This window comes from Microbacterium sp. HM-570 (assembly GCF_054165885.1).
In genome coordinates, this window is record NZ_CM135111.1 from 1605177 (window position 1) to 1630433 (window position 25257).

Here is a 25257-nt window from a genome sequence, read left to right on the forward strand (position 1 = left end):
CCGATGACCATCGCACCGCCCGACGACGGCCAGACCGTCACCACGACCGTCGCGATAGCGCGTGCCCGCACCCGAAAGCGCAGCTACCGCTCGCGCCGCGCGATCTTGGGCGGAACAGGCATCCTGATCGTCCTTCTGCTGTGGGAAGGTGCCTCACGGTTCGGGCTGGCGGATCCCCGCTACCTGCCCCCACCGACCGAGGTGATTCCCCGGCTCGTCCAGGTGCTCACGCTGGGCGACTTCTGGGTCGCCGTGGGACAGACCCTTTTCGCCTGGGGCCTGGGCCTCGGCATCGCCCTCGTGCTGGCTACCGTGCTCGGCATCGTCATCGGGCTGTCGCCGTTCCTGCGGCGATTCACTAACTCCACGGTCGAGTTCCTCCGCCCCGTCCCCTCCGTCGCACTGATCCCGCTCGCGGTGCTGCTGTTCGGCCTGCGGATCGAGGCCAGCCTGCTGCTGATCGTTTACGCCGCGTTCTGGCAGATCTTCATCCAGGTGCTCTACGGCGTCGCCGATGTCGACACCGTCGCGATGTCTACGGGCCGGAGCTACGGCTTCTCGAAGTGGCAGCGCGTGCGCGACATCGTCTTCCCGACTACCCTCCCCTATCTCATGACCGGTATCCGCCTGGCGGCGGCGGTGGCACTGATCCTCGCGATCACCGCACAGCTGATCATCGGCACGCGGGACTCGGGGCCGAGATTCTGAAGGCGCAGAACGGCGGACAGTACTCCACCATGTATGCCCTGCTGCTCGCGACCGGCTTTCTCGGCATTCTCATCAACACGGGCGCTCGCATCCTCGAGCGCGCGACGCTGTCGTGGCATCAGTCGGTCCGAGGGGAGGCGGCGGAATGAGAAAGCCACTCGTCTGGATCGGGTTCACCTTCGGCCTACCAGTCATCCTGATCAGCCTGTGGTGGCTCGCCACGGCGATCTCGCCGAACTTCTTCTTCCCGAGCCCGGGCGAGATCCTCGTCACGTTCTTCGAGACGTGGTTCGGTCCACGACTCTGGCTGGACGTGCTGCCGAGCATCATGCGCTTCGGTATCGGTGTCGTCATCGCCATCGTTCTCGGTGTGCTGGTGGGCGTCGTCGTCGGCCTCAACCGGGACCTGCGCTCGCTCACCGAGCCGACGTTCGAGTTCTTCCGTGCCCTTCCCGCGCCCGTGCTGATCCCGCCGCTGCTGCTGCTGATCGGCCCGAACGACGCGATGAAGATCTTCATCATCGCCTTGGCATCGATCTGGCCCGTTCTGCTCAACACGGTCGAGGGCGTGCGCGCAGCCGACTCGGTGCAGAACGAAACGAGCCGCTCGTACGGCATCCAGGGTTTCCGACGGGTGCGCTTCCAGGTGTTGCCCGGCGCAGCGCCGCAGATCATGGCCGGGGTACGACAGTGCCTGCCGATCGGACTGATCCTCATGGTCATCTCCGAGATGTTCAACACGACCGCGGGCCTTGGCTTCACGATCATCCAGTTTCAGCGCACCTTCGCGATTCCCGAGATGTGGTCGGGCATCCTCGTGCTGGGACTTCTGGGCTACGGCGTCGCCGTCGTCTTCCGAATCTTCGAGCGACGCATCCTGCGTTGGTACCACGGACTGAAGGACCTCGAAAATGCTTCCTGACACCTCCGCTCCCCTCAACACCGTCTCGCACGGCCGGACCCTCCCGCCGGAGGAAACGCTGCTGTCGGTGCGCGGGCTGCAGAAGATCTACGAAACCGACGGCGGGCCGATCGAGGCCGTCCGCGACCTGACTTTCGATCTGGGCAAAAACGAGCTCACGTGCCTCGTCGGTCCGTCGGGCTCGGGCAAGACCACGCTGCTGAAATGCATCGCTGGCCTGCTCTCGCCCACGAGCGGCGACGTCGTGCTGGACGGGAAGAGGGTGACCTCACCCCCGAAGAAGATGGCCGTGGTCTTCCAGGAGTACGGCCGCTCGCTCTTCCCCTGGCTGCGTGTCGCCGAGAACGTCGAGCTGCCGCTCAAGAATGCGGGTATGCCGAAGGAGGAGCGCTCACGCCTCGTCGCCGAGGCCCTCGACAACGTCGGGCTCTCTCACGTGCCGAAGTCCTATCCGTGGCAGCTCTCGGGTGGAATGCAGCAGCGCGTCGCGATCGCCCGGGCGATCGCGTACCAGCCCGAGGTTCTCCTGATGGACGAGCCCTTCGCAGCCGTCGACGCGCAGACCCGTGCCGACCTCGAAGACCTCGTGCGCAAGGTCCGTAAGGAGCTCGGGATCTCGGTGCTCTTCGTCACGCACGACATCGACGAATCCGTCTACCTCGGCAACCGCGTGATCATGCTCTCGAGCTCGCCCACAATCGTCCAGGAAGACCTCATCGTCGACCTCCCCGACGAGCGGGATCAACTCGAGACCCGGTCGATGCAGCGGTTTACCGAGCTCCGCCACCACGTGTACGAGCAGATCCAGTTGGCCAAAAAGGGATTCCGCCCGGACGACGCCGTGGCGCAGTCACGGGGGTGACATCCGCCGCAGCACCGACCCCCCGGGGCATCCGGCCGGGACTCATGGTCGTGCTCGGCTACGTCGCGATGGCCGGGTCGCTCTCGACCGACCTCTACCTGCCGTCGTTCCCCGGAATCATGGAGGACCTCGGGGTCGGGGCCTCGGCCGTGCAGCTGACTCTCACCGCTTTCCTGCTGGGCGCCGCCATCGGGCAGCTGCTGATCGGGTCGGTATCGGACGCGCTCGGTCGGCGGCGCACCCTCACCGTCGCGCTCGCCGTCTTCACCCTGTGCTGCTACGTGGCCTCGATGAGCCCGACGCTCGAGGTGCTCGTCGCGGTGCGGGCAGTACAGGGGGCGGCGGGGGCGGCGGGGGTCGTGCTGGCGCGCGCGATCGTCTCCGATCTGGCGGACCGCGCTGCGGCCGTCCGCGCCTTCGGCACCCTGTTCGTCTTCATCGCTCTGGGTCCCGCGATCGCCAGTCCGCTCGGCGCCTTGCTCACGCAGTGGGGTGGGTGGCGCACGGCGCTGCTGGGGCTCGCGATCATCGCGACCGGGATGCTGCTGGCCGCGATGCTGAAGATCCCGGAGACCCTCCCGCGAGCGTCGCGGCATCCCCTGACGATCCGCGCTCTGGTGACGAACGTGAGCCGACTGCTGCGTGACAGCGGCTACCTCGGGTACGCCATCGCCTTCGCGGCGGGGTACGGGGCCCTGATGGCGTACATCAGTTCGTCCTCGTTCCTCGCACAGGAGGTCTTCGGCGTCTCGCCGCTCGGTTATTCGCTGATCTTCTCGCTGAGTTCGGTCGCCATCATGTTCGGGGCGGCGATCACCGCACATGTGGGCGACCGGATCGGTGCGGCATCGACGCTGCGCTACGCCCAGCTGCTGGTGTTGCTCGCCGCAGGATCCGCGGCCGCCATCGCCACGGTGGGTGTCTTGACACTGCCGGTCTACATCGTGCTCGTCTGCGTCTTCGCGGTGGGCTGCGGCGCCGTCATGTCGACCGCGTCGGCGCTCGCGGTCGGCGCGGCCGTCGGGATCGCGGGCGCGGGATCGGCGGTGCTCGGCTTCACGCAGTTCGTGTTCGGCGCGGGCGCGTCACCGTTGGGTGGAATCCTCGGAACCCAGACGCCCGTTCCCGCGCTCGCCGCGATGGCCGGGTTCGCCGTGATCGGCCTGATCAGCGGCGAGGTCGGGCGCCGACGCACCCACGGTTCCGCTTATCCCGAAATCCCGGAATCGTCGACATTCGGGCGAACGCGGGACCGCGCGGACGGCGCGGACGGCGCGGTCCGCGCGGGATAATGGCGAGACCGAAGCAAAGGTGCCGGAAACTCGATGATCACAGAGCCTCGCAGCGAGTTCGTGGGTCGCCACCGTGAGCTGGACATGCTGGCCGCGCTCCTGGATACCTCGCGCCTGGTCACCCTGACGGGCGTCGGCGGCGCGGGCAAAACACGCCTGGCGACGCGCGCCGCGAACGCCCATGCGGAGCACGCGGGGATCGACTGCTGGTTCGTGCCGCTCGACACCGTGCACGACGCGCGTCTGCTGCCCCTCGCCGTCGCGCGTGCCCTCCCCCTCGGTGACCAGTCGGCGCGCGACCCGCTGGACTTCATCATCGACGTGCTCGGCGACGGACCCGCCCTGCTCGTGCTCGACAACTGCGAGCATCTGATCGACGCCGTCGCCGCTCTCGTGGATGACCTGCTGGATGCCATGCCCCAGCTATCCATCCTCGCCACCAGCCGACGCCGTCTGGAACTGGACGGCGAGCAGGCCTTCGCCGTCCCTCCCCTCTCGATCGGCCCGCCGCTCTCGACGGACAGGTCGACGACGGGACAGCCCTCGGAAGCGGTCGCACTGCTCGTTGCGCGTGCGCGCGCCGCGGATGTCTCGTTCAGCCTCGGCGCCGACGACCAAGAGGCCGCGGTGGAACTCTGCCGCGCGCTCGACGGGCTGCCGTTGGCGATCGAACTCGCGGCGTCTCGACTGCGCACACTCACCATTCCCGATCTCGCCGGGCGGCTGTCTTCGCGGTTCACGCTGTTGCGCGGCGCCTCGCGCTCGGCCGTCGCTCGCCAGCGAACCCTCCGCGCTGTCGTGGACTGGAGCCACGAACTGTGTACGCCGTCGCAGCGGACCCTGTGGGCATCGCTCAGCGTCTTCACGGGACCGTTCGACCTCGCCGCGGCGGTCGCCGTCGCAGGCAGGAGCGAGTCCGAGGTCGTTGACGCCCTCGACGAACTCGTCAGCCAGTCGGTCGTCGAGGCGGACCGCGAGGGTGGGCGCTTCCACCTTCTCGAGACGATTCGGGAGTACGGCAAGGAGCGCGCCGAAGAGGCCGGACTCTGGCCCCAGTTGCTGCGCCGCCACCTCGAGCACTTCCAGCGTGTCGCGGAAGACGCATGCCGACGCTGGTACGGTCCCGGCCAGGCACAGACCATCGCGACGCAGCGCGTCCAGCACGCGGAACTGCAGACCGCGCTCTCCACTGCTGTCGGACGGAGCGCTGACGCGGCCCTCCAATTGTTCTCGGACCTGCGCTACCACTGGGGCGTGGGCGGCTTTCTGCCCGAGGGCCGGGCGTGGGCGACCCGCGTACTCGCCCTTCCGGGAGCGAGTGCCGAACGTCGGATTCCGGCGCTGATCACGGCTACCTGGCTGTGCCTGCTGCAGGGCGATCTCGTCGAGGGTGATCAGCATCTGCGGGAAGGGCGGGCTCTCGCCGACCAGACCCCCGACCTGCCGAATTCGGCGCTGTTCGAGATCGAATTTCACCGCTGGAGGGGAACCCATGCGCTGTTCTCGGGCGAACCGGAACACGCGCGTGCCGAATTCGAGGACTCCATCCGGCTCGCGCAGGCGGCCGGACGTCCAGATGAGGCGATGATGGCGCAGTTCCAGTTGGCGACCGCCCTCAGCCACCTGCACGAGAGCAACGCGTCCGTCGCGGCGGAGGTCGCGCTGCGCCATGCCGAGTCGATCGGCGAGCGATGGATGCGTTCCCTCGCACTGTGGTCCCTTGCGTTGTCCTCTTTCATCGAGGACGACCTGGACGGTGCCGAGCAGATGGCCCGTCAAGCCCTGACGGCCGAGAAGGGCATCGACGATCCCGTCGGCGACTGTCTCATGCTCGAGCTGCTCAGCTGGGTCGACGCGGCACGGTCGCCGACCGAGCGATCGGCGATCCTGCTCGGAGCGGCCCAGAGTCGCTGGCGGCGCATCGGCTCTGATATCTCCGTGCACGGGCCTCAAATGGCAGCTCACCACGACCGATGCGTCGCCGTGGTCGTGGAGCGTCTCGGAGAGCGAGCATTCGAACGATTGATGACGGCGGGTGGACGACTCGATCCGAGCGAGGCTGTCTCATTCGCCGTATCGACACGCCGCCCCTCGACCGGCCTCAGCGCGCGCGAGACCGAGGTGGCAGCGGACATCCGCGCGGGGCTCAGCAACCGGGCTATCGCCGAGCGGCTCGTGCTTTCGGTTCGCACGATCGACACCCACGTGCAACGGATCCTCGTGAAGCTCGGCTTCACCTCCCGCGCGCAGATCGCGGCCTGGTACGAGTCGACCATCGCGGATGCGGGTGATCAGCAGATGTGAGAACTCTCATCTCTGCGGTGGCGATTTCGGCGTGATTCTGGGGCTTTTCGGGCTTCGGATGTCGGAGGCTATCCGTAGCATTTAGAACATGTATTCGAATCTCTGTGACGTCGACACCGAAGCGCGAGACCTCGCGGTCCGGTTCGCGGAGGCGTCGAGGGCGGTCGCGCGGGCGCAGGCTGCGCAGGCGCGGGTGCTGGCGGATGCCGCGGATCTCGGGATGCGGCGGGTGGCCGATTTGGGGTCTGTCTCGTCGCGTGAGGCGGAGCTGCCCGTGCGTGCTTTGGCGGCGGAGCTGGCGGTCGCGGCGTGCATGTCGGATCGAACGGTGCAGCGCCGGATGAACGATGCCGCGGTGCTGGCGGAGTCGTTCCCCGCGACGTTCGAAGCGTGGGATGACGGCCGGATCGGTTCGGGGCATGTTGGGGTGATCATGGAACACGGGTTGCCGCTCACCGACGCCGACGCACGTGCTGTGTTTGAGCGCGAGGCGCTGGTCCGGGCCGAGGGAACAACGCCCGGACGGCTCGGGCCGGCGCTCGCGCGGCTCGCCGAATCTTTGCAGCCCCGGACACTGACCGAACGCCACCAGAAGGCACGGGCGTCGCGGGGTGTGGGTGTGCGGGACATCGGGGACGGGATGGCAGAGTTCATGTCGGTTCAACCCGCTGTGTTGGCGCATGCGATGCACGACCGTGTCACGCAGCAGGCGAAGGCGATCAAGAACGCCGACCCCACCGATGCGCGTACGATCGATCAGATTCGTGCGGACCTGGTCGCGGACATGCTCCTCACCACCACCCCCGATGCGCAGACAGGTGCGGGAATGTCGGACGGATTCGGTGGACTCGGATCGATCAAGGCGATCGTGAATGTGACTGTTCCCGCCCTCGCGTTGGCCGGGGTCACGGACGAGCCGGCGGAACTCGTGGGGCGTTGCCCGGTCGACCCCGCGATGGCCCGCGAACTTGCGGGGCACGCGACGGGTTGGGACCGGGTGCTTGCTGACCCCATCACCGGGTGCGTCCTTGCGGTGGACCGCTACACACCCTCCGCAGACATGAAACGGTTCTTACGGGCGCGGGATCAGCACTGCCGATTCCCCGGATGTCGGCAACCTGCCCACCGGTGCGACCGCGACCACACCCTCGACTACGCACTCGGCGGTGCGACGGATGTCGGCAACTTGGCGTGCCTCTGCAAACGACACCACACCTTGAAAGGTGAAACGGGCTGGACGGTCCGACAACTCGGCGGCGGCATCCTCGAATGGACATCCCCGGGCGGTCACGTCTACATCGACAAACCACCCCCGGCGGTCCACTTCAGCCCGAACACCGACCCACCCCCGTTCTAGGGACGCGTTGCGCGCGCCCGTCCCCGGTCATTGAGCGAGGCCCGAAGGGCCGAGACGAAATGACGAGACCGCGCCACGGCGTCCGTCACGGGAGAGCGTTTCGACTCGCTCCGCTCGCTCAACGACCGCGCGCATACCGATCAGCAACCGATTCGGTAGTTCTACGGATACCCGCCGCCGCCGCATGCGCGCATGCTGGTCGCGCGGCACCGACGCCGTACGCACGTCCGATGCGAAAGAAGTCAACGATGACGCACTGCTCCGGCCCCCGCCTGATCCTCGTTCACGGAGCCTGGGTCGGCCCGTGGGAATTCGGCCCGCTGCTCGCCATCCTGCGCGAGCGCGGTTGGCCCGTCACCGCCGTCGCCCTCCCCTCCACCGCGTCACAGCGCGGAATCGAGGATGACGCGGCCGCCGTGACCGCCGCGATCGAGGCCGAACCCGGCCCCGTCATCCTCGTGGGGCACTCCTACGGCGGAGTCCCCATCACGCTCGCCGGCGATCACCCGCGGGTGGAGCACCTCGTGTACGTCTGCGCTTTCGCGCTGGACATCGGCGAGAGCCTGCAGGGATCGATGGGTGGCGCGCTGCCGGAGTGGTGGGGCATCCAGGACGGCCAGGTCACGATGGGCCGTTCGCGCGAGGAGCGCGTCGCCATGATCGCGGCCGATCTTCCCCCCGAAGCAGCACCCGCCGCCGAAGGAATGGCGGACCTGTTCCTACCCCAGTCGTACCGTTCGCTCACGGAACCCGTGACCCGCGCCGCGTGGCGCGTGCGGCCGACGACGTATGTCCTCGGCGAGAACGACGGTGTCGTCCCGCCCGCGTTCCAAGAGCATCTCGCCGCGCGCACCGGCGGCGAGGTTCTGCGCCTGCCGAGCGGCCACGCGCCCTTCCAAGAAGACCCCCCAGGCTTCGCCGATCTGCTCGAGCGTGTCGCGCTCGGCACGACCGCGGCGCACTGAACCCACATCTGAGGAATGAGAAATCATGACCATCATCGACAACCCGTCCGTCGTCGCACCGACCGTCCCCGCGGGACGCCTATTCATCGACGGGGAGTGGCGCGACTCCTCGGACGGACGCCGCACGACCATCGTCAACCCGGCGACGGGTGCCGCCCTGCGCGAGGTCGCGGCCGCGACCGTCTCCGACGTCGACGACGCCGTCGACGCGGCCCGCGCCGCCTTCGACTCCGGCGTCTGGTCGGGGCTGTCATCCCGCGAGCGGGCACGCATCCTGCAGCGTGCGTACCAGATCATGCGCGAACGCACGGAAGAACTGGCCGCGGCCGAGAGCGCGAACGTCGGCAAGCCGATCACGTTTGCGCGATTCGTGGACGTCAACAACGCCGCCGAGCTCTACGAGTACTACGCGAGCCTCGGTCACCACCTCGACGGATCGGTGCGCGAGACGACCGGCAACACGCACGCGTACGTCAAACGCGAGCCGCTGGGCGTCGTCGTGGCGATCACGCCCTTCAACTTCCCGCTCATCCTGTCGAGTTCGAAGATCGCCCCGGCCCTCATCGCGGGCAACACCATCGTCCACAAGCCGGCCGGCGACACCCCGCTGTCGGCGCTGATCATGGCCGAGATCCTCACCGAAGCCGGCGTGCCGGCGGGCGTCTTCAACGTCGTCACGGGGTCGGGGGCGACGCTCGGCGATCACCTCGTCGGCCACCCCGACGTCGACAAGGTGGCCTTCACCGGGTCGACGGATGTCGGGGCCCACGCGGCCGCGCTCGCGGCCCGGACCCTGAAGCCCTTCACGGCAGAACTCGGCGGCAACGCCGCGAACATCGTCTTCGCGGACGCCGACCTCGACCAGGCGATCGGCACGATCATCTCGGCATTCGTGTTCAACTCCGGGCAGTTCTGCATGGCCGGTCCCCGCCTGCTCGTCGAGCGTCCGATCTACGAGACGGTGCTCGGAATCCTCGGTCAGGCCGTTCCCCAGGTGCCCTTCGGCAGCCCGAACGATCCCGCAACAGTGATCGGCCCGCTCGCCTCGAAGTCCCAGCTCGACAAGGTCTCGGCCATCGTCGAGCGCGCCCGCGCTGCCGGCGCCCAGGTGATCACCGGCGGGTCCGCGGTCGACCTCGACGGCGGCTTCTACTACGCACCGACCGTGCTCGCGGGCCTGCCGAGCAGCGCCGAGATCGTGGCGGAAGAGGTCTTCGGACCGGTGCTCACCGTCGAACCGTTCGACACGGAAGACGAGGCCATCGCGCTCGCGAACGGCACTGCGTATGGGCTGGCCTCGGGTGTGCAGACGAGCGATCTCGCCAAGGCCCACCGGGTCGCCGCGAAGCTGCAGGCCGGCATCACCTGGGTCAACGGCTGGGCACTGCTCGACCCCTCCGTGCCGTTCGGCGGGGTCAAGGCATCCGGGTGGGGACGCGAGGGTGGCCCCGAGGCGATGGAGTCGTACCAGCGCGCACACTCGATCGTGTTCAACCTCGAACAGGGCGCGGCACAGTGACCGCGGGCCGCGCGGCTGTGCTGGATGCCCCGGGCTCGCTGGTCGTCTCGGACGTCGAGTTCGGCGATCCCGGTCCCGGCGAGGTGCTCGTCAAGCTCGTGGCCTCGGGACTCTGTCACACCGACCTCGGCGTGATCGCGGGCGGCATCCCGTTCCCCTCACCGGGGATCATCGGGCACGAAGGAGCGGGGGTCGTCGTCGCCGTAGGCGCGGGCGTCTTGTCGGTCGACGTCGGCGACAAGGTGCTGCTGAGCTTCACCTCCTGTGGCGAATGCGCGGCCTGCACGTCGACCCACCCCGCATATTGCGAAACGTGGCTGCCTCGCAACCTGCTGGGCATGCTGCGCGATCCCGCCTCCGGTCAGGTCACGCGGGCGGGCGAGCCCCTGACGACACACTTCTTCGGCCAGTCATCCTTTGGACAGTTCTCGATCGCCGACGAACGGTCGATCGTCAAGGTCGACGCGGATGCCGATCTCGTCGCGCTCGCCCCCCTCGGGTGCGGCGTGCTCACGGGGTTCGGGTCGGTGTGGAACGTGCTCGACCCGGGCGCGGCCGACACCGTCGCCATCTACGGAACCGGCGCGGTGGGACTCTCGGGTCTGATCGCCGCCGCCCTCCGCAGCCCCGCCCTGCTGATCGCGATCGACATCGTCGACGAACGCCTCGAACTCGCCCGCGAACTCGGCGCAACGCACACGATCAATGCGCGGACAGAGGATGTCGCAGCCCGCCTGACCGAGATCACCGGTGGGCGCGGAGTGACGCTGAGCTTCGACACGACCGGAAATCCGACCGTCGCACGAGGCGCGCTCGACGCGGCATCCGTGCGCGGAACGGTGCTGGTCTGCGGCGCACCGCCGCCCGGCACCGAGATTCCCGTCGACATCCAGGGCATCCTGACCGGCAAGATCCTGCGCGGCGTGACGATGGGCGACACGGATCCGCGGACGCTGATCCCCGAGCTCGTGGCGCTGCACGCGGCGGGAAATCTGCCCCTCGAAAAGCTCGAACGCACGTACACGCTCGACCAGATAGCGGATGCCGCAGCTGACATGCACCGCGGTGCGACCGTCAAGCCGGTCATCGTCTACTGACGTACGGGAGTTTCTACAGCGGGTACTGACCCGGCTCGCGGCGCATGGTGATCCAGCGCGTCTCGGTGAAGGCGTCGATGCTCGCCTGCGCACCACCGTGGCGGGATCCGGTTCCCGACGATCCCACACCGCCGAAGGGCGAATTGGCCTCATCGTTCACGGTCTGGTCATTGATGTGCACGATTCCCGTGGGGATGCGCTGCGCCATCGCGAGGCCACCGAAAACGTCGCGCGTGACGATACCCAGCGACAGACCGTAATCGGTGTCCGAGGCCAGAGCCACGGCCTCGTCGTCGGTCGAGTACGAGACGACGGATGCCACCGGCCCGAAGACCTCGTCGCAATACGCCGCGGCATCCTTCGGCGTGTTCGCGAGCACCGTGGGCCGATAGAACAGGTCCTCGAAGGTGCCACCCGCGCGCAGTTCGGCGCCCTGCGCGACGGCATCCTGCACCAGAGTGTGGACACGATCGCGCTGAACCTCGTCGATGAGCGGCCCGAGGTGAACCTGCCCCGCCGCCGGGTCTCCGACGTGCATGGAGTCGGCCTTCTCGGCGAGCGCCGTGACGTAGGCCTCGAAGATCGACTCGTGCACGATGTGACGGCCCACGGTCATGCAGATCTGTCCCTGGTGCAGGAACGATCCCCAGGTCGCGAGGTTCACGGCCTGCGCGACGTCGGCGTCCTCGCGGATGATGAAGGCCGAGTTTCCGCCGAGCTCGAGGTGCGCGCGCTTGAGGTGACGCCCGGCGAGCTCGCCGACGATCTTGCCCGCTCGCGTGGAGCCGGTGAACGCGATGACGCGCACGCGGGGGTCGGCGACCATCGCCTCTCCGACGTCCGCGCCACCCGGGACGAGCTGCAGGAGTCCGGCGGGAAGCCCCGCCTCTTCGAAGATGCGCACCATCGACACGCCACCCGTGACGATCGTGCGCGGGTCGGGCTTGAGGATCACGGCGTTGCCGAGGGCGAGGGCCGGAGCCACGGCCCGGATCCCGAGGATCAGCGGAACGTTGAACGGCGAGATGACCCCGACAACGCCCACGGGCACCTGCTGCGCCAGCGACAGGCGTGGCTCTTCGCTCGACAGGATCGACCCGAGCGGAGCCGAGGGCAGAGCGGATGCCTCGTAGCATTCGGACGCGGTGACGTGCAGGGCGAATCCGGCGAGGGGCGGGATCGCGCCGACCTCGCGGGTGTTCCAGCCGCCGATCTCGTCCGCGTACTGCTCCCACAGTTGGCCCGCCCGCCGCAGCACGGCGGCACGCACGGGGTGCGGCGTCGCCGCCCACTCCTTCTGGGCCCGCGCGGCGCCTTCCGCGGCGCGGGCGACGTCGCCCGGGCCCGCGATACCGACGGTCGCGAGGGTTGCTCCGGTGGCGGGTTCGATGGATGCTGTCGTGCCGCCTTCGCCGTCGACCCATTCGCCGTCGATGAAGATCTTGCCGCCGAACACCGCCTCATCGATGAGGGTGCCGGTAGAGGTGATCGTGCTGGACATGTCGTTCTCCTCGGTTGATGCCCGGACATCGCCCGGGCCGTCGGTGATCTATTCGTGCGAGAGCCGCGCGAGCCGCGCCGCTCGACGACCCTCGGTACTGAGGCCGAAGCCACGTCGGATGACGCGCATCGCCTCCTGCGCGAGCCCCACGCCATCGAGGTAAGGGGTTCGCCAGATCGCGAGCATGTCGCCCGCCTCGGGTGAGATTACCCCGCGTGAGAAGGCCTCAACACCCATGCGACCCGTGTATCCGCTGTCGATCGCGTGGCGCACGAGGTCGGCCACGTCCACCGCTCCGCTGCCGAGGCCCCCGCGACCGGACTGCCCGAGTTCGAGGTAGCCGAGCTTCGGCAGCGCGTGCGTGATCGCCGCGGCGAGGTCGCCCTCTTCGACAGCCATGTGGAAGGTGTCGAGATGGATGCGCAGGTGCTCCGATCCGCTCGCCTCGACGTACTCCATCGCCTGTGTCGCGGTGTTGATCGCCGCGGTTTCGTAGCGATTGAGGACCTCGAACGTCATCGCGACGCCGCGCTCATGTGCGTAGTCGGCGACGCGGCCGACCTCGAGAGCGGACCGTTCGAACGCAGCGCGTGACGTCGGTCCGCTGGCGCGGCCGAACAGGCCGTAGGGCACGCCGTTCATCTGGTCGCCACCGAGCGCGACGGTCAGATCGACCGTCGCTCGCAGCGCCGCTGCTCCCGCTGCACGTTCGTCGGCGTCGTCGGCCGAGACATCCGCACCGGGCGCCTGCCCCGCGATCGTGATCGGTGTAATGCCCCGCGCCGCAAAGGTCCTCCGCAGGTCCGCGATGTCTACCGTCGTCGGGTCCAGGGGCGACAGAACAACCCGTCGATAGCCCGCCTCCACCAGTGCGTCGAGCGCCGCGGGCATCAGATCCGACGCGACGTCCGCGAGCAGGACGTTCAGCAGACAGGCGACATCGAGCCCAGTGGGAGGGGTCTCGGTAGCTTCAGTCATGCGCGCACCTCAGAAGGTCGGCAGGTCGAGCCGCTGCTTGAAGACCGAGTACCCGTCGTCCACGCTCACGACGGTGCCGTTGATGACATTGGCCTCGTCGGACGCAAGGAACGCCACGACGTTCGCGATCTCTTCGGGCTCGGTCATCTTGTTGCGCAGCTGCTCGGCCGCGAACGTCGCCTTCAACTCGTCGCTGAACTGGTTGATGATCGCCGTGCCCACGCGGCCCGGGGTGATCGCGACGGCACGCACGCCGAACTCGGCGAGTTCGTAGGCGGCGGAGCGCGTGAACGAGATGACGGCCGCCTTCGCCGCGCTGTAGGTGAACGACAGTTCGGCGGCCTGCTCGCCGTAGATCGAAGACGTGCTGATGATCACGCCGCCCGTACCCTGATCGCGGAACTGCCGACCGGCGGCGAGGATGCCGTAGTAGACACCGTCCTGGTCGACGCGGATCATGGGCGCGTAGTCGACCGCCGGGTCATGGTCCAGAAGCGGCTTGCCGCCCGCAATGCCTGCGTTATTGAAGATCACGTCGAGCTTGCCGAACACCGAGACCGCGTGCGCCACGGCCGCCTCCACCTCGGCGTAGACCGAGACATCCACCCCGATAGAGGTCGCGCTGCCCGGGGTCTGTGCTTCGATCCGCGTCGCGACCTCGGCTGCGCGATCGGCGTTGATGTCGGCGATCACAACCCTCGCACCCTCGGCGACGAACTTCTCGACGGTCGCGAGACCGATCCCGCTTGCGCCGCCCGTGATCAGGGCGACCTTGTCTGTCAGACGCATCTGCGTTCTCTCCATTGCCTGCATATGGGTGGTAGGGAAGGGCCCGTCGGGGCGGTGCGCACACGCGCCCCGACGGACCGAGGTCGTGCTAGCCCAGCTGGTCGGACGGCGTGATGGTCGCCGCATTCGCCTTGTTGACGAGTGTCGTGCTGACCGTCTCGAAATTCGAGTCCGGCATGCTGCCACTCGTCAGGAACTCCACGATCGCGGCGATGACGTCGTCGTTGATCGAGGGCCAGGGCTGCTCGACCGTCGCGAGCATCGCCCCGCCGGCTTCGATCGAGGCGATGGACTCGCTGACGGCGTCGACTCCGGTGACGACCGTGTCGGCGCCGGCCTCGGTGACGGCCTGCACCGCGCCGAGCGCGGCGTCATCCCATCCGACCCATACGGCGTCGAGGCCGCCCGGGTTGGCGGTCAGGTAGTCCGCAACGATAGCGAGCGCTTCCGTGCGACCCGTCGCCGGCGAGACGACCTGCTGGATCTCGCCACCGGCCAGCGTTGCGCCGGCGGCTTCGAGATCAGCCGCCGCGAGGTCCGCGCGCATCCGGATACCGGCGTGCGGGTCATGGCCGATGACCATGATGTTCTTGCCCTCGAGGCCACCGATCTGCTCGGAGATCGCGTCCAGCGTCTGGTCGACGATCCCCTGCTGGTCGGTCGTGATGTTGAGCGCGTACGCGTCGGTGGGTTCGGTGCCCGCATCGATCGCGAACATTGGGATGCCCGCGTCCTTCGCCGCCGTGACGATGGAGCTGATCGAGGCCACGTCCGTGTAGCCGTTGTAGATCACGTCGGCGCCCTGACCGATTGCGCTCTCCACCGCGGGGTTCATCTTCTGGAAGTCGAAGTCGCCCTGGATCATCGTGAGATCCCAGTCGAGCTCTTCGGCCTGCGCCTCGACGGCCTTGACCCACCAGGCGCCGATCGGGGTCTGGTTGCCCGAGGTGAACGCGATGACCTTGAGCTGGTCGTCGCCGCCCCCGCCTCCGTCGCTGCTGCCGCCGCCGCTTGCGCAGCCGGTCAGTGCCAATGCTGCGGCGGCGGCTATCGCCGTCATCGCCTTGATTGTGGTTCGCACAATTCACTCCTTTGTTGTAATTGCGTTGTTGGTGCCCGAGCAGATCGGGATCCGCCCAGATCGGGGAAGTCCGAGCTAGCGTTCTCGACTCTTGAGCGACGAAAGGGTCACGGCCGCGATGATGATGAGGCCCGTCACCACCTGCTGCACATAGGCGTTTACGCCGAGGATGTTCAGGCCGTTGCTCATGACGCCGATGATCGCAACGCCTACCATCGTGCCGACGATGTTCGCAGCTCCCGAGCGGACGACGGTCATGCCGAGGAAGACCGCGGCGACCGAGAACAGCAGGTTGTCCTCGCCCTGCACGGCGCTGGCGCTTCCGAGCCGCGCGGCGAGCAGGATGCCTCCGATGGCAGCCACCATGCCTGCGACGGTGAAGGCGGTGAGCCGGGCGAATCGCACGTTCACGCCCGAGAGCCGGGAAACTTCGACGTTGCCGCCTGTGGCGTACCAGCGACGACCCAGGGTCGTGTACTTCAGCACGAACCACAGGATGATCGAGATAGCGATAGCGATGAAGACCGGAAGCGGGATGTCCAGGAATCGACCCTGCCCCAGAGCGTTGAACTCAGCCGGCAGGTTGAAGAGCGTGGTGCCGCTGGTCACGATGAACGCGAGTCCCGTGACCGAGGTCAGGGTGGCCAACGTCGCCACGAACGCCGACAGGTTCAGATAGGCGACCAGCAGACCGTTCGCGAGCCCGATGAGCGTGCCGACGATGATGGCGATGAGAATCGCCAGGGGCACCGGCGTACCACTGAGCATGAGGGACGCCGCAACCGCTCCAGCGAGCGCTGCCGTGGCCGCGACAGACAGATCGAAGTCACCGACGACCATAACGAGCGTCTGCGCGCCCGCGATGATCGCGAGGATCGCGATCTGGTACAGGATGTTGCGCACATTGGTGAAGGACAAGAACACGTCCGGGCGCATCGCGAAGAAGAAGATCACCAGGACCACGAGAGCCAGTACCGTTCCGCCCGCGAGCAAACGCTGGCCGATGGAACGGCTCGGCACGGTCCGGATATCCGTGGTCTCCTCGAGCCCGGGGTTTCGTGTGGGGGTAGTCATCGGTCGGCCTTTCCATAGCAGTAGGACAACAGCAGTTCTTCGTCCGCGTCTTCGGCACGAACCTCGCCCGAGATCCGACCCTCGTGCATGATCAGGATCCGGTCGCTCATGCCCATGAGCTCCGGCAACTCCGAACTCACGGCGATCACGGTGGTGCCTTGGGCGACGAGTTGGCGGATCAGGCGGTAGATCTCCGCCTTCGTCCCGACATCGATCCCGCGGGTCGGTTCGTCGAGCAGAAGCACGCGGGGATTGCGCGCGAGCATCTTGGCCAGCACGACCTTCTGCTGGTTTCCGCCAGAGAGCTCCGAGACGTACTGGCTCCCGCCTCGCGCCTTGATCCGCAGATCGGACATTCCGCGGTTCACGATGTCGGTGATCTTCGCGCCCGAGACGATTCCCGCCGAGCTGACCGCGGCGATGTTGGCGAGAGCGATGTTGTCGCGGATCGTGGCACCGAGGATCACCCCCTGCGTCCGTCGCTCTTCCGGCACGAGGGCAATCCCCGCCTCCAGGGCCTTTCCGACGCCCGGGGAGTGCGGTAGGACCTTGCCGCCGACCGTGATCGTGCCACCGACGTGCTTCTGCGCCCCGGACAGAATTCGCAGAAGTTCACTGCGTCCGGCGCCCGCGAGGCCGCCGATACCGAGCACCTCGCCCTTGTACGCAGAGAACGAAACATCCTTCACGCGTCTGCCGTCGAGACCCTCGACGACGAGAGCCACGTCGGTGGTCGCCGTCGCGCGTTCCGGGTAGAGCGCTCCGCTCTCGCGCCCCACCATGGTGGAGATCACCTCGTCGATGTGCGAGTCGGCGACACTCTTAGTGACGATGGTCTCGCCATTACGCATGATGGTGAGGCGGTCGCACAGCTCGAACACCTCTTCCAGACGGTGGGACACATAGAGAATCGCCACGCCCTCGTCTCGTAGTCTCCGCAAGACCCCGAACAATTCGATGATCTCGAGGTCTGTCAGGGACGCCGTGGGCTCGTCGAGAATGAGGACCCGCGCATCGGTCGCCAGCGCGCGGGCGAACGCGACCATGGTCTGCTGCACGGGTGAGAGGTCGCCAGCGAGCTTTCCGAGCGGGATGTTCTGACGGATGCGCTGGAGTTGCTCGCGAGCCTGCTTGCGGAGCGCTCCCCACTGCACGATTCCCGCACGGCGCGGTGTCTGCTCGCCGAGCAGGATGTTCTCCGCGACCGTGAGGGACGGGATGATCGACAGCTCCTGGTAGAGCGCGACGACGCCGGCGCGGTTCGCAGCACGGACATTGGCGAAGGCGACCTCTTCGCCATCGCGCCAGATCGTTCCCGCGTCCGAGTCGTACAGGCCCGTCAGCACCTTGATCATCGTCGATTTGCCGGCGCCGTTCTCACCGAGAAGGGCATGGATCTCGCCCGAGCGCACATCCAGGCGGGCGCCCTTCAACGCGTGCACACCATCGAACCGCTTGTCGATGCCGCGCGCCTCGATGGCCGGCACCGGCTGAACCGTCGCACTCATGCGAGTTCCTCGACATTCTCGGCGTGGTCGATCGCGGCTTGTGACAGGTCGTTGCAGCGGATGACGACCTTGGGATGCGCGCCGCTCATGTGCGCTTCGAACGCGGCTGGTGCGTCATCGAGATCGAATACCGCGGCGGTGAGTTCGTCGACATCGAGGTGCGGCAGGACCTGCAGCGCCCGCGGGAACGCGTACGGCGAGACGAAGACGCCCGTGAGCGTCAGCTCCTTCAGGTACAGGTAGTCCGAGAGGTTCAGCGGCATCGCGAACTCCGCGGGATACATCGCGCCGTAGATAACGGTGCCGCCCTTGGCCGCGATGTCGAGCAACCCCTGCACGGCGCGCGGCGACCCGGAAGCATCGATCACGATGTCGTATCCGCGGCCGGACGTGTAGGCATCGGCGCGCTCGAACTGGTTCTCGCCGACCGGGTCGATGACGTGCTCGGCGCCGTGTCGGAGGGCCATCTCGCGACGGCCTTCGATCGGTTCGATCATCGTGAGCGACGTGGCTCCGTACATCTTCATGACCTGGAGCGTGAGCTGCCCGATCGGCCCGCCGCCGCAGATCGCCACGCGATCACCGACGCGGATCCGGGTCTTGTCCGCGATGCGCACGGCGACCGATGTGGGCTCGAGGATGCACCCCTGCAGGAGGGACACGTCGTCGGGCAGTCGGTAGACCTGCGACTCGTGCCATGTCACCGTCTCAGCCATGCCGGGTCGGTTGTACTCCTGGATGTTCTCGCAGAACTGCTGGCGTCCCTCCTGGCAGGGCCGGCAGGTGCCGCAGAACCGCAGGAAGTTGCCGGCGACCCGGTCGCCGACCTGCAGGCCGTTGCGGTGAGCGGCATCTCCGAGCGCCTCGACGACGCCCGAGATCTCGTGCCCCAGTCCGATCGGCACATCGGTGCCGAAGAATCCTTCGGCCAGGTGCGGGTCCGATCCGCAGATCGCCGCGTAGGCGATGCGGATGCGGACGTCCTCGGGTCCGAGCGGTTGCTCGGGGAAGTCAACGACGCCGATGACGCCGCGGGAATCCTCGTCGGGGTCCCGCAGGCTTCCGACCTTGGTGACGGCTACTGTTCTCATGGCTCTCCGTTGAGTACGTTCGGTGAAATCGACCGGGGGTGCCCGTTGAAGGTCAGCCCTGGGCGGCGATGACCCTTCGCGTTGCCGCGATCGTGGCCTCGAGGCCATACCCGTGCTTGTCGCGCAGCTGCTCGTCTTCCCCGAAACCGGCGTAGACCTGCGGGATGCCGAGGCGTTCGAACGCCTTCAGATGCACGCCGTTGTCGATGACGACATCCGCGACACGCGTCGCGAGGCCGCCGTAGGCCAGGTGATCCTCGAGCACGATGAACCGGCCATCGGTCTCGGCGGCGGAGCGGATGATGAGCTCCTCGTCGATCGGCTTCAGCGTCCACATATCCACGACGCGGATCGAGCGACCGTCCTTGGCGAGTTCGTCCGCGGCATCGAGGGCCTGGGCAACCGTGGTGCCGTGGGTGAAGATCGTCGCGTCGGTGCCCTCGCGGGCGATGATCCCCTTGCCGATACGGATGTCCTGGGTGCCGGGTTCGTACAGGACCTTGTCCTTCTTGCCGACCGCGAGGCGGATGTAGATCGGCCCCGTCATCGTCATGGACTGGCGCAGCACCTCACCCACCATGAGCGGGTCGCCGATGGATGTCACGGTCATGTTGGTCAGCGCGCCCATCAGGGTGAGGTCTTCGACCGCGTAGTGGGTCGAGCCACCGTTGCCGACGAGACCACCGTGGGTGCCGATGATCTTCACGGGCAGGTTCGGGTAGCAGACATCCGTACGGATCTGCTCCAGCGCGCGCATCGAGAGGAACGGAAGCATGCCCGACACGACGGGGATGTTGCCGTCGTAGGCGAGCCCGGCCGCGATGCCGACACAGGCCTGTTCCGAGAGTCCGACGTCGAGGAAGCGCTCGGGGAACTTGTCGCGGAACTCCACGAGCGTGGCCCCGATGTCGGGGGTCAGCACCCAGAGGTTCGGGTATTCGTCGCCCAGCTCTGCGAGCGTCGTGCCGATGACGGAACGGGCGCCGAGAAATTCTCCGAAGGTGAAGGTGACGGGCATCAGACGGACTCCTTGACACGGGTGGCGGAAAGCGCGGCCATCGCGCGTTCGAGGTCGGCAGCGCCGAGGGATCCGGCGTGCCAGGCGAGGTTGCGCTCCATGAAGTCGACGCCCTTGCCCTTGACCGTCTCGCAGATCACGACGGTGGGCTTGTCGCTGTCGGTCGCGGGCAGCTGGTCGATCGCGCCCACCAGAGCGCTCATGTCATGACCGTCGACGTGAATCACGTTCCATCCGAATGCCGCCCACTTGTCGGGGTAGGGCTCGAGGACGACGCGCTCCTCGTCGAAGCTCGTCATGAGCTGGTGGTTGCGGTCGATGAAGGCGACGAGATTGCCGAGCTTGTTCGAGTTGGCCACGAGAGCCGCCTCCCAGACGGAGCCTTCGCCGGTCTCGCCGTCGCCCATGAGGGTGATGACGCGGTGGGTCTCGCCGCGGCCGCGGGCGCTGAGGGCCATCCCGACCGCGAGCGGCAGTCCATGTCCGAGCGAACCCGTGGATGCTTCGACGCCCGGCAGCTGGACCTTGCAGGGGTGCATGCCGTACGCGCTGTCGAGCTGGCCGTACGTGTCAACGATGCCGTCGTAGGAGAAGAACCCGCGGATCGCCATGGCGATGTACATCGCGACGGCGGCGTGGCCCTTGCTCAGCACGAAGCGGTCGCGAGAAGGGTTGGTGATGTCGGTCGGGTCGACCACGAGGCCGTACTCGAACAGCGCGGTGAAGATGTCGGCCGACGACAGGTCGCCGCCGATGTGCACCGCGCCCTCGTAGGTTCCGCACAGGTGCAGAAGCTTCTGCCGCAGCTCGAACGCGAGATCTTCCAACTGCGCGACATCGGGCCTTTCGGCCTGTGCGACAAGGCTCTCTCGAACCATCCTCTGCCTCCTCTTTGATGACATGGATGTCGATGCGCGCAGCACCTCTGCGTCTCCATCGACCGTGTCAGCCGGGCCCGAGGGGGCTGACCTGGGAGACGTTAGCACGAACTCATTTACAGGTAAACAAGAATGTAGGTAAACTTCAGGAAGGTCGAAGATGACTTCACGAAACCCGAGACCGACGCCCGAAACCCGTGCCATCATGGCGCAGGTGAAGGCAGCATGCTTTTGTTCGACAAACACACAGAGAGGTGGGTGGTCGGCTTGTCCGACACGTTGAGTACTGAAGCCCCCGTTCGTACGGGATTGTTCATCGGTGGCCAGGAACGGCAGACGGCGGAGACGCTTTCGGTCGCCGACCCGGCCAAGCCCGGAGTCGTCGTGGGCGAGGCTGCCGCAGCCTCCGCCGCTGACGTCGCCGACGCCGTGGCCGCCGCAAAGGCCGCCTACCCGGCCTGGTCTGCCCTATCGACACCCGAACGCGCGCGCCAGATGGCCGACGCGATCGTCGGAATCGCGGACGAACGCGACAACGACGCCGCCATCCTGTCGCAGGAGAACGGCAAGGTCCGCATGGAGTCCTGGGTCGACGCCCTGGTGTTCGAGATCCGCTGGAATCTCGCGCTCATGATCGCCGACGAGGTCGACACCGGCAAGACCCTCCCGGTCATGCCCGGCATCCCGGTCAACACCGAGGTGTCGTACCAGTCGCTCGGGGTCGTGACGATCATCGTCCCGTTCAACTGGCCGATCGCGATTCTCGCCGCGTCGCTCCCGCACGCGCTGCTTGCCGGAAACACCGTCATCGTCAAGCCGCCGCCCTCGGCGCCGCTCGCGACGACTCGCCTCGTTCAGCGCGTGGCCGAGAAGCTGCCCGCGGGCGTGCTGAACGTCGTCACGGGTAAGGACGAGAACATGGGTGCCCTGATCCAGAACCCCGACATCGCCAAGGTGTGCTTCACGGGGTCCGTCAACGGCGGCAAGCGGATCATGGAGATGGCAGCGAAAACGCTGACGCGGGTGACCCTCGAGCTGGGCGGCAACGACGCGGCGATCTTCGCCGAGGACGCCATCATCGACGACGTGCACCTCGACCGCCTCTACGCGGCGATCTTCGACTCCACGGGACAGATCTGCATGAACGCGAAGCGCGTTTACGTGCATCGTTCGCGGATGCAGGAGGTCGTCGACGGGCTGTCGGCACGGCTCGAGAAGGTCGTCATCGGCTACGGGCTCGACGCGGACACGACGATGGGCCCCCTGCACTCCCCCGTGCAGAAGGCGTTCGTCGCCGAGATCATCGAAGAGGCCAAGGATTCGGGCGCGACCGTGCTCGAATTCGGCGAGCTGCCCGGCGGCGACCTCGCCGGCGGCAACTTCCTGCGCCCGGCGATCGTCGTCGACCCGGACCCGTCACTGCGCGTCGTGACGCAGGAGCAGTTCGGCCCGGTCATCCCGATCCTCCCGTTCGACACCGAAGAGGAGGCCGTGCGCGTCGCCAACGACACGTGGGGCGGACTCTGCGGAAGCGTCTGGACCGCGAACCCCGAGACCGCGACCCGTATCGGCAGCCAGCTCGTCTGCGGATACGTCTGGCTCAACGACCACGGCGCCACGCGCCTCGACCTGCGGGCTCCGTTCGGCGGCATGAAGCAGTCGGGCATGGGCCGCGAACAGGGCATCGAGGGCATCCGGGCGTTCCAGGACACCCGGTCGATCGGGGTCATCGACCCCGAGGCCCTCGCACAGATGGCGCACTGATCGACTTTGCTCGACGCGGCGCCCGGATCCATCAGGAGCCGGGCGCCGCGTCATACAAACCCCGATCGCAGGCCTGTGGCCACGAGGCGACAATATGGAAGGACTGGGAATGGACACCACCGGGGCGGATGGCGTAGATCGCCATCCCGATGTCATCACCGAGCCGCTCGGGAACGCCATCGATCCCGATCACTTCACGCCCCGACTGCTCGCCCTGTTGTCCAACGCCCTCGTCTGGCGCGAATCGCACGAGCTACGTCGACGATTCGGGCTCGGCACGAACGATTGGAGGGTGATCTCGTCCCTCGGCGTGCGTCCCGGGATGGCGGCTACCGACATCGCGGAGTACACGTCCATGAACAAGGCCGTCGTCTCGAAGAGCGTCAGCGTCCTCACCGACCGTCGGCTGATCGTGTTGCTCGAGGGGCCCCGTGGTTCGCGCCCCATGTTCCTCACTCGCGCCGGCGCCGAGATGCACGACATGATGTTGCCGATCTCGCTGCGCGGGCAGGAGATCGTCCTCTCGCACCTCGCTGCGGAACAGATCACGCAGCTGAACGACCTCTTGCTCGCGATGCTCAAAGAAACCCGCGCGCTCATGACCCTCGAGAGCGAGGCCGGCGTCGCATCGGCCGCACGGAACGAACGCGCCTGAGCCGACGCATCCGATTTCCCTCTGGACATTCCCTATGTAGATAGGTAATCTCGGAACCAGGAGCTGCGAGGACGCACTCCGTACTGAGAGCGGAAAGGACCTCGATCAGTGTCACGTTCTACTCAGCCGGTCAATAAGGCCGCAGCTTTGGAATTGGTCAGCAATTACTCCCTCGAGATGACCGGTAAGGACGTCCCGGGCCTGACCGAGGCGAAGGATTCGATCCCTGCCGGAACGAAGATCAACGTCACGTTCCTCGGCAACGAAGACCTCGACATGCGCGTCACCGCCTCGAAGGCCGTGCGTGACATGGGCTTCATCCCGGTCCCGCACATCTCGGCCCGCCGACTGTCATCTCAAGACCAGCTCGAAGAGTTCCTCGGGCGGCTGCAAGAGGTCGGCGCGACGGAGAGCGTTTTCGCCGTGGGTGGAGACCCCGCCGAGCCCGAGGGCCCGTACCCCGACTCGCTGTCGGTCATCCAGACCGGCCTGCTCCAGAAGTACGGTGTCAAGGAAGTCTCGATCGCCGGCTACCCCGAGGGCCACCCCGACATCGCCAAGGACGTGCTCTGGCGACACCTCGAGGACAAGTCGGCCGCGCTCAAGGAACAGGGCCTCGACGCCACGATCCTCACCCAGTTCGCTTTCGACACCGACCCGGTGATCGAGTGGGTGCAGGGTGTTCGCGGCCGCGGCATCGAATCCACGATTCGCATCGGCACGCCCGGCCCCGCCGGAATCAAGCGCCTGATCAACTTCGCGCGTCGCTTCGGTGTCGGCGCCAACGCGATGATCGTCAAGAAGTACGGCTTCTCGCTCACCAACCTGATGGGCACCGCGGGCCCCGACAAGTTCGTGACCGACCTCTCTGCCCTGCTGGCCGAGGACCCGGCGTCGGGCGAGGTGAAGCTGCATTTCTACACCTTCGGTGGACTCAAGGCCACGGCAGACTGGGCACACCAGTACGTCGACGGAATGAGCTAGGAGCCCAGCGTGAGTGTGCACATCGCATCCCGAATCGATCAGGCATGCCTGATCGTCTACGGCCCGGACCACCCGGGCATCGTCTCGGCCGTCTCGGCCCTGATCACCCGCAACAAGGGCAACATCGTCGCGCTGGATCAGTACTCCGACGACGCGGACGGGGGCGCGTTCTTCCAGCGTGTCGTCTTCCATCGCCCGAACCTGACGGCGGCGTTCGATGAGATCGAGGCGGACCTGACCGAGACGATCTCCTCGCTCGGCCTGGAGTGGAAACTCACCGATCGTTCGGTGCCGAAGCGGATGGCGATACTCGCCTCGACCTCCGACCACTGCCTGCTCGAGCTGCTGTGGCGCCACCGCCGCGGCGAGTTGAACGTCACCATCCCGATGGTGATCTCCAACCACACCAACACGGCGGACGACGTTCGCTCCTTCGGTATTCCGTTCTTCCACGTTCCCTCACAGGGACCGGACAAGTCCGCCGCCGAAGCCGAGATCATCCGCCTGCTCGCCGGCAACGTGGACTTCGTGGTGCTGGCGCGGTACATGCAGATCCTGTCGGACGACTTCATCACCGACGTCGGAGTCCCGGTGATCAACATCCACCACTCGTTCCTGCCCGCCTTCATCGGCGCAGGTCCCTACAAGAAGGCCAAGGAACGCGGGGTCAAACTCATCGGCGCGACGAGCCACTATGTGACGAAAGACCTCGACGAGGGCCCGATCATCGAGCAGGACGTCGCCCGGGTCACCCACGTCCACACGGCCGCGGACCTGCAGGCCCGTGGCGCCTACGTCGAGCGTGCCGTGCTCTCGCGCGCCGTCGAATGGCACGCCGACGACCGTGTCATCCGGCACGGCAACCACACCATCGTCTTTTAACCCAACCCCGCGGGCACCAGCCCGCATC

Annotated in this window: 22 protein-coding genes; 13 read left to right on the top strand and 9 right to left on the bottom strand. The window is 67.1% G+C overall.

The annotated features are described in order from the left end of the window. The first annotated feature begins 3 nt into the window (after nucleotides 1–3). From ACT9TC_RS07620 to ACT9TC_RS07660, 9 genes are all read left to right on the top strand, one after another. Nucleotides 4–708, top strand: a complete 705-nt coding sequence (locus ACT9TC_RS07620) for an ABC transporter permease (RefSeq protein WP_458042761.1) — start codon at nucleotides 4–6, stop codon at nucleotides 706–708. Nucleotides 709–853: 145 nt separating this feature from the next. Beyond that, a complete protein-coding gene (locus ACT9TC_RS07625; protein WP_458042762.1) occupies nucleotides 854–1630 on the top strand; it encodes an ABC transporter permease in 777 nt (258 codons plus the stop codon). Continuing rightward, on the top strand, nucleotides 1620–2492 hold the full coding sequence (locus tag ACT9TC_RS07630; RefSeq protein WP_458042763.1) for an ABC transporter ATP-binding protein: 873 nt from the start codon (nucleotides 1620–1622) through the stop codon (nucleotides 2490–2492). Before ACT9TC_RS07625 ends, ACT9TC_RS07630 begins: the two co-directional genes overlap by 11 nt. After that, nucleotides 2489–3784 carry a Bcr/CflA family efflux MFS transporter gene (locus ACT9TC_RS07635; protein ID WP_458042764.1) on the top strand — a complete coding sequence of 432 codons (1296 nt, stop codon included), beginning with the start codon at nucleotides 2489–2491 and terminating at the stop codon, nucleotides 3782–3784. The genes ACT9TC_RS07630 and ACT9TC_RS07635 overlap by 4 nt, the downstream gene beginning before the upstream one ends. Before the next feature lie 33 nt (nucleotides 3785–3817). Next, entirely contained in the window at nucleotides 3818–6088 is a 2271-nt protein-coding gene (locus tag ACT9TC_RS07640; protein ID WP_458042765.1) for an ATP-binding protein, read from the top strand. Between the two features lie 88 nt (nucleotides 6089–6176). Continuing rightward, complete coding sequence (locus tag ACT9TC_RS07645) at nucleotides 6177–7445, top strand: DUF222 domain-containing protein (RefSeq protein ID WP_458042766.1); 1269 nt, start codon at nucleotides 6177–6179, stop codon at nucleotides 7443–7445. Between the two features lie 230 nt (nucleotides 7446–7675). Then, on the top strand, nucleotides 7676–8410 hold the full coding sequence (locus ACT9TC_RS07650) for an alpha/beta hydrolase (RefSeq protein WP_458042767.1): 735 nt from the start codon (nucleotides 7676–7678) through the stop codon (nucleotides 8408–8410). 25 nt (nucleotides 8411–8435) lie between these two features. Then, on the top strand, nucleotides 8436–9929 hold the full coding sequence (locus ACT9TC_RS07655; RefSeq protein ID WP_458042768.1) for an aldehyde dehydrogenase family protein: 1494 nt from the start codon (nucleotides 8436–8438) through the stop codon (nucleotides 9927–9929). Further along, the gene (locus ACT9TC_RS07660; protein WP_458042769.1) at nucleotides 9926–11026 is read left to right on the top strand and encodes an NAD(P)-dependent alcohol dehydrogenase; all 1101 of its coding nucleotides are present in this window, start codon (nucleotides 9926–9928) and stop codon (nucleotides 11024–11026) included. The genes ACT9TC_RS07655 and ACT9TC_RS07660 overlap by 4 nt, the downstream gene beginning before the upstream one ends. A gap of 13 nt (nucleotides 11027–11039) precedes the next feature. Here the strand turns inward: ACT9TC_RS07660 and ACT9TC_RS07665 are convergent, their stop codons facing one another. The 9 genes from ACT9TC_RS07665 to ACT9TC_RS07705 form a co-directional block, all read right to left on the bottom strand. Next, nucleotides 11040–12527, bottom strand: a complete 1488-nt coding sequence (locus ACT9TC_RS07665; protein ID WP_458042770.1) for an aldehyde dehydrogenase family protein — start codon at nucleotides 12525–12527, stop codon at nucleotides 11040–11042. 48 nt (nucleotides 12528–12575) lie between these two features. Further along, nucleotides 12576–13505, bottom strand: coding sequence for a sugar phosphate isomerase/epimerase family protein (locus ACT9TC_RS07670; protein WP_458042771.1), 930 nt, complete (start codon nucleotides 13503–13505; stop codon nucleotides 12576–12578). A gap of 9 nt (nucleotides 13506–13514) precedes the next feature. Continuing rightward, complete coding sequence (locus ACT9TC_RS07675; RefSeq protein WP_458042772.1) at nucleotides 13515–14294, bottom strand: SDR family NAD(P)-dependent oxidoreductase; 780 nt, start codon at nucleotides 14292–14294, stop codon at nucleotides 13515–13517. 88 nt (nucleotides 14295–14382) lie between these two features. Further along, complete coding sequence (locus ACT9TC_RS07680) at nucleotides 14383–15375, bottom strand: sugar ABC transporter substrate-binding protein (protein ID WP_458042773.1); 993 nt, start codon at nucleotides 15373–15375, stop codon at nucleotides 14383–14385. 75 nt (nucleotides 15376–15450) lie between these two features. Further along, a complete protein-coding gene (locus ACT9TC_RS07685) occupies nucleotides 15451–16449 on the bottom strand; it encodes an ABC transporter permease (protein WP_458042774.1) in 999 nt (332 codons plus the stop codon). Continuing rightward, nucleotides 16446–17957 (bottom strand): sugar ABC transporter ATP-binding protein, encoded by a 1512-nt coding sequence (locus ACT9TC_RS07690; protein ID WP_458042775.1) that lies wholly within the window; start codon nucleotides 17955–17957, stop codon nucleotides 16446–16448. The genes ACT9TC_RS07685 and ACT9TC_RS07690 overlap by 4 nt, the downstream gene beginning before the upstream one ends. After that, the gene (locus tag ACT9TC_RS07695; protein WP_458042776.1) at nucleotides 17954–19048 is read right to left on the bottom strand and encodes a zinc-dependent alcohol dehydrogenase; all 1095 of its coding nucleotides are present in this window, start codon (nucleotides 19046–19048) and stop codon (nucleotides 17954–17956) included. Before ACT9TC_RS07695 ends, ACT9TC_RS07690 begins: the two co-directional genes overlap by 4 nt. Before the next feature lie 52 nt (nucleotides 19049–19100). Continuing rightward, on the bottom strand, nucleotides 19101–20066 hold the full coding sequence (locus ACT9TC_RS07700; RefSeq protein ID WP_458042777.1) for a transketolase family protein: 966 nt from the start codon (nucleotides 20064–20066) through the stop codon (nucleotides 19101–19103). Then, nucleotides 20066–20944 carry a transketolase gene (locus ACT9TC_RS07705; RefSeq protein ID WP_458042778.1) on the bottom strand — a complete coding sequence of 293 codons (879 nt, stop codon included), beginning with the start codon at nucleotides 20942–20944 and terminating at the stop codon, nucleotides 20066–20068. The genes ACT9TC_RS07700 and ACT9TC_RS07705 overlap by 1 nt, the downstream gene beginning before the upstream one ends. A gap of 279 nt (nucleotides 20945–21223) precedes the next feature. Here ACT9TC_RS07705 and ACT9TC_RS07710 point away from each other — a divergent pair, with 279 nt between their 5' ends. From ACT9TC_RS07710 to purU, 4 genes are all read left to right on the top strand, one after another. Further along, a complete protein-coding gene (locus ACT9TC_RS07710; protein ID WP_458042779.1) occupies nucleotides 21224–22708 on the top strand; it encodes an aldehyde dehydrogenase family protein in 1485 nt (494 codons plus the stop codon). Between the two features lie 109 nt (nucleotides 22709–22817). Continuing rightward, nucleotides 22818–23363: a MarR family winged helix-turn-helix transcriptional regulator gene (locus tag ACT9TC_RS07715; protein ID WP_458042780.1), complete on the top strand. Its 546-nt coding sequence runs from the start codon at nucleotides 22818–22820 to the stop codon at nucleotides 23361–23363. Between the two features lie 177 nt (nucleotides 23364–23540). Then, on the top strand, nucleotides 23541–24347 hold the full coding sequence (locus ACT9TC_RS07720; RefSeq protein ID WP_458042781.1) for a methylenetetrahydrofolate reductase: 807 nt from the start codon (nucleotides 23541–23543) through the stop codon (nucleotides 24345–24347). 9 nt (nucleotides 24348–24356) lie between these two features. Continuing rightward, the gene (purU, locus tag ACT9TC_RS07725; RefSeq protein WP_458042782.1) at nucleotides 24357–25229 is read left to right on the top strand and encodes a formyltetrahydrofolate deformylase; all 873 of its coding nucleotides are present in this window, start codon (nucleotides 24357–24359) and stop codon (nucleotides 25227–25229) included. Nucleotides 25230–25257: the final 28 nt, after the last annotated feature.

Coding starts and splice junctions, on each gene's coding strand:
- ACT9TC_RS07720 (WP_458042781.1), top strand. CDS start 23,541: ATGACCGGTAAGGACGTCCCGGGCCTGACCGAGGCGAAGGATTCGATC.
- ACT9TC_RS07665 (WP_458042770.1), bottom strand. CDS start 12,527: ATGTCCAGCACGATCACCTCTACCGGCACCCTCATCGATGAGGCGGTG.
- ACT9TC_RS07630 (WP_458042763.1), top strand. CDS start 1,620: ATGCTTCCTGACACCTCCGCTCCCCTCAACACCGTCTCGCACGGCCGG.
- ACT9TC_RS07655 (WP_458042768.1), top strand. CDS start 8,436: ATGACCATCATCGACAACCCGTCCGTCGTCGCACCGACCGTCCCCGCG.
- ACT9TC_RS07690 (WP_458042775.1), bottom strand. CDS start 17,957: ATGAGTGCGACGGTTCAGCCGGTGCCGGCCATCGAGGCGCGCGGCATC.
- ACT9TC_RS07625 (WP_458042762.1), top strand. CDS start 854: ATGAGAAAGCCACTCGTCTGGATCGGGTTCACCTTCGGCCTACCAGTC.
- ACT9TC_RS07695 (WP_458042776.1), bottom strand. CDS start 19,048: ATGAGAACAGTAGCCGTCACCAAGGTCGGAAGCCTGCGGGACCCCGAC.
- ACT9TC_RS07620 (WP_458042761.1), top strand. CDS start 4: ATGACCATCGCACCGCCCGACGACGGCCAGACCGTCACCACGACCGTC.
- ACT9TC_RS07685 (WP_458042774.1), bottom strand. CDS start 16,449: ATGACTACCCCCACACGAAACCCCGGGCTCGAGGAGACCACGGATATC.
- ACT9TC_RS07675 (WP_458042772.1), bottom strand. CDS start 14,294: ATGCGTCTGACAGACAAGGTCGCCCTGATCACGGGCGGCGCAAGCGGG.
- ACT9TC_RS07645 (WP_458042766.1), top strand. CDS start 6,177: ATGTATTCGAATCTCTGTGACGTCGACACCGAAGCGCGAGACCTCGCG.
- ACT9TC_RS07650 (WP_458042767.1), top strand. CDS start 7,676: ATGCGAAAGAAGTCAACGATGACGCACTGCTCCGGCCCCCGCCTGATC.
- ACT9TC_RS07700 (WP_458042777.1), bottom strand. CDS start 20,066: ATGCCCGTCACCTTCACCTTCGGAGAATTTCTCGGCGCCCGTTCCGTC.
- ACT9TC_RS07670 (WP_458042771.1), bottom strand. CDS start 13,505: ATGACTGAAGCTACCGAGACCCCTCCCACTGGGCTCGATGTCGCCTGT.
- ACT9TC_RS07715 (WP_458042780.1), top strand. CDS start 22,818: ATGGACACCACCGGGGCGGATGGCGTAGATCGCCATCCCGATGTCATC.
- ACT9TC_RS07705 (WP_458042778.1), bottom strand. CDS start 20,944: ATGGTTCGAGAGAGCCTTGTCGCACAGGCCGAAAGGCCCGATGTCGCG.
- ACT9TC_RS07640 (WP_458042765.1), top strand. CDS start 3,818: ATGATCACAGAGCCTCGCAGCGAGTTCGTGGGTCGCCACCGTGAGCTG.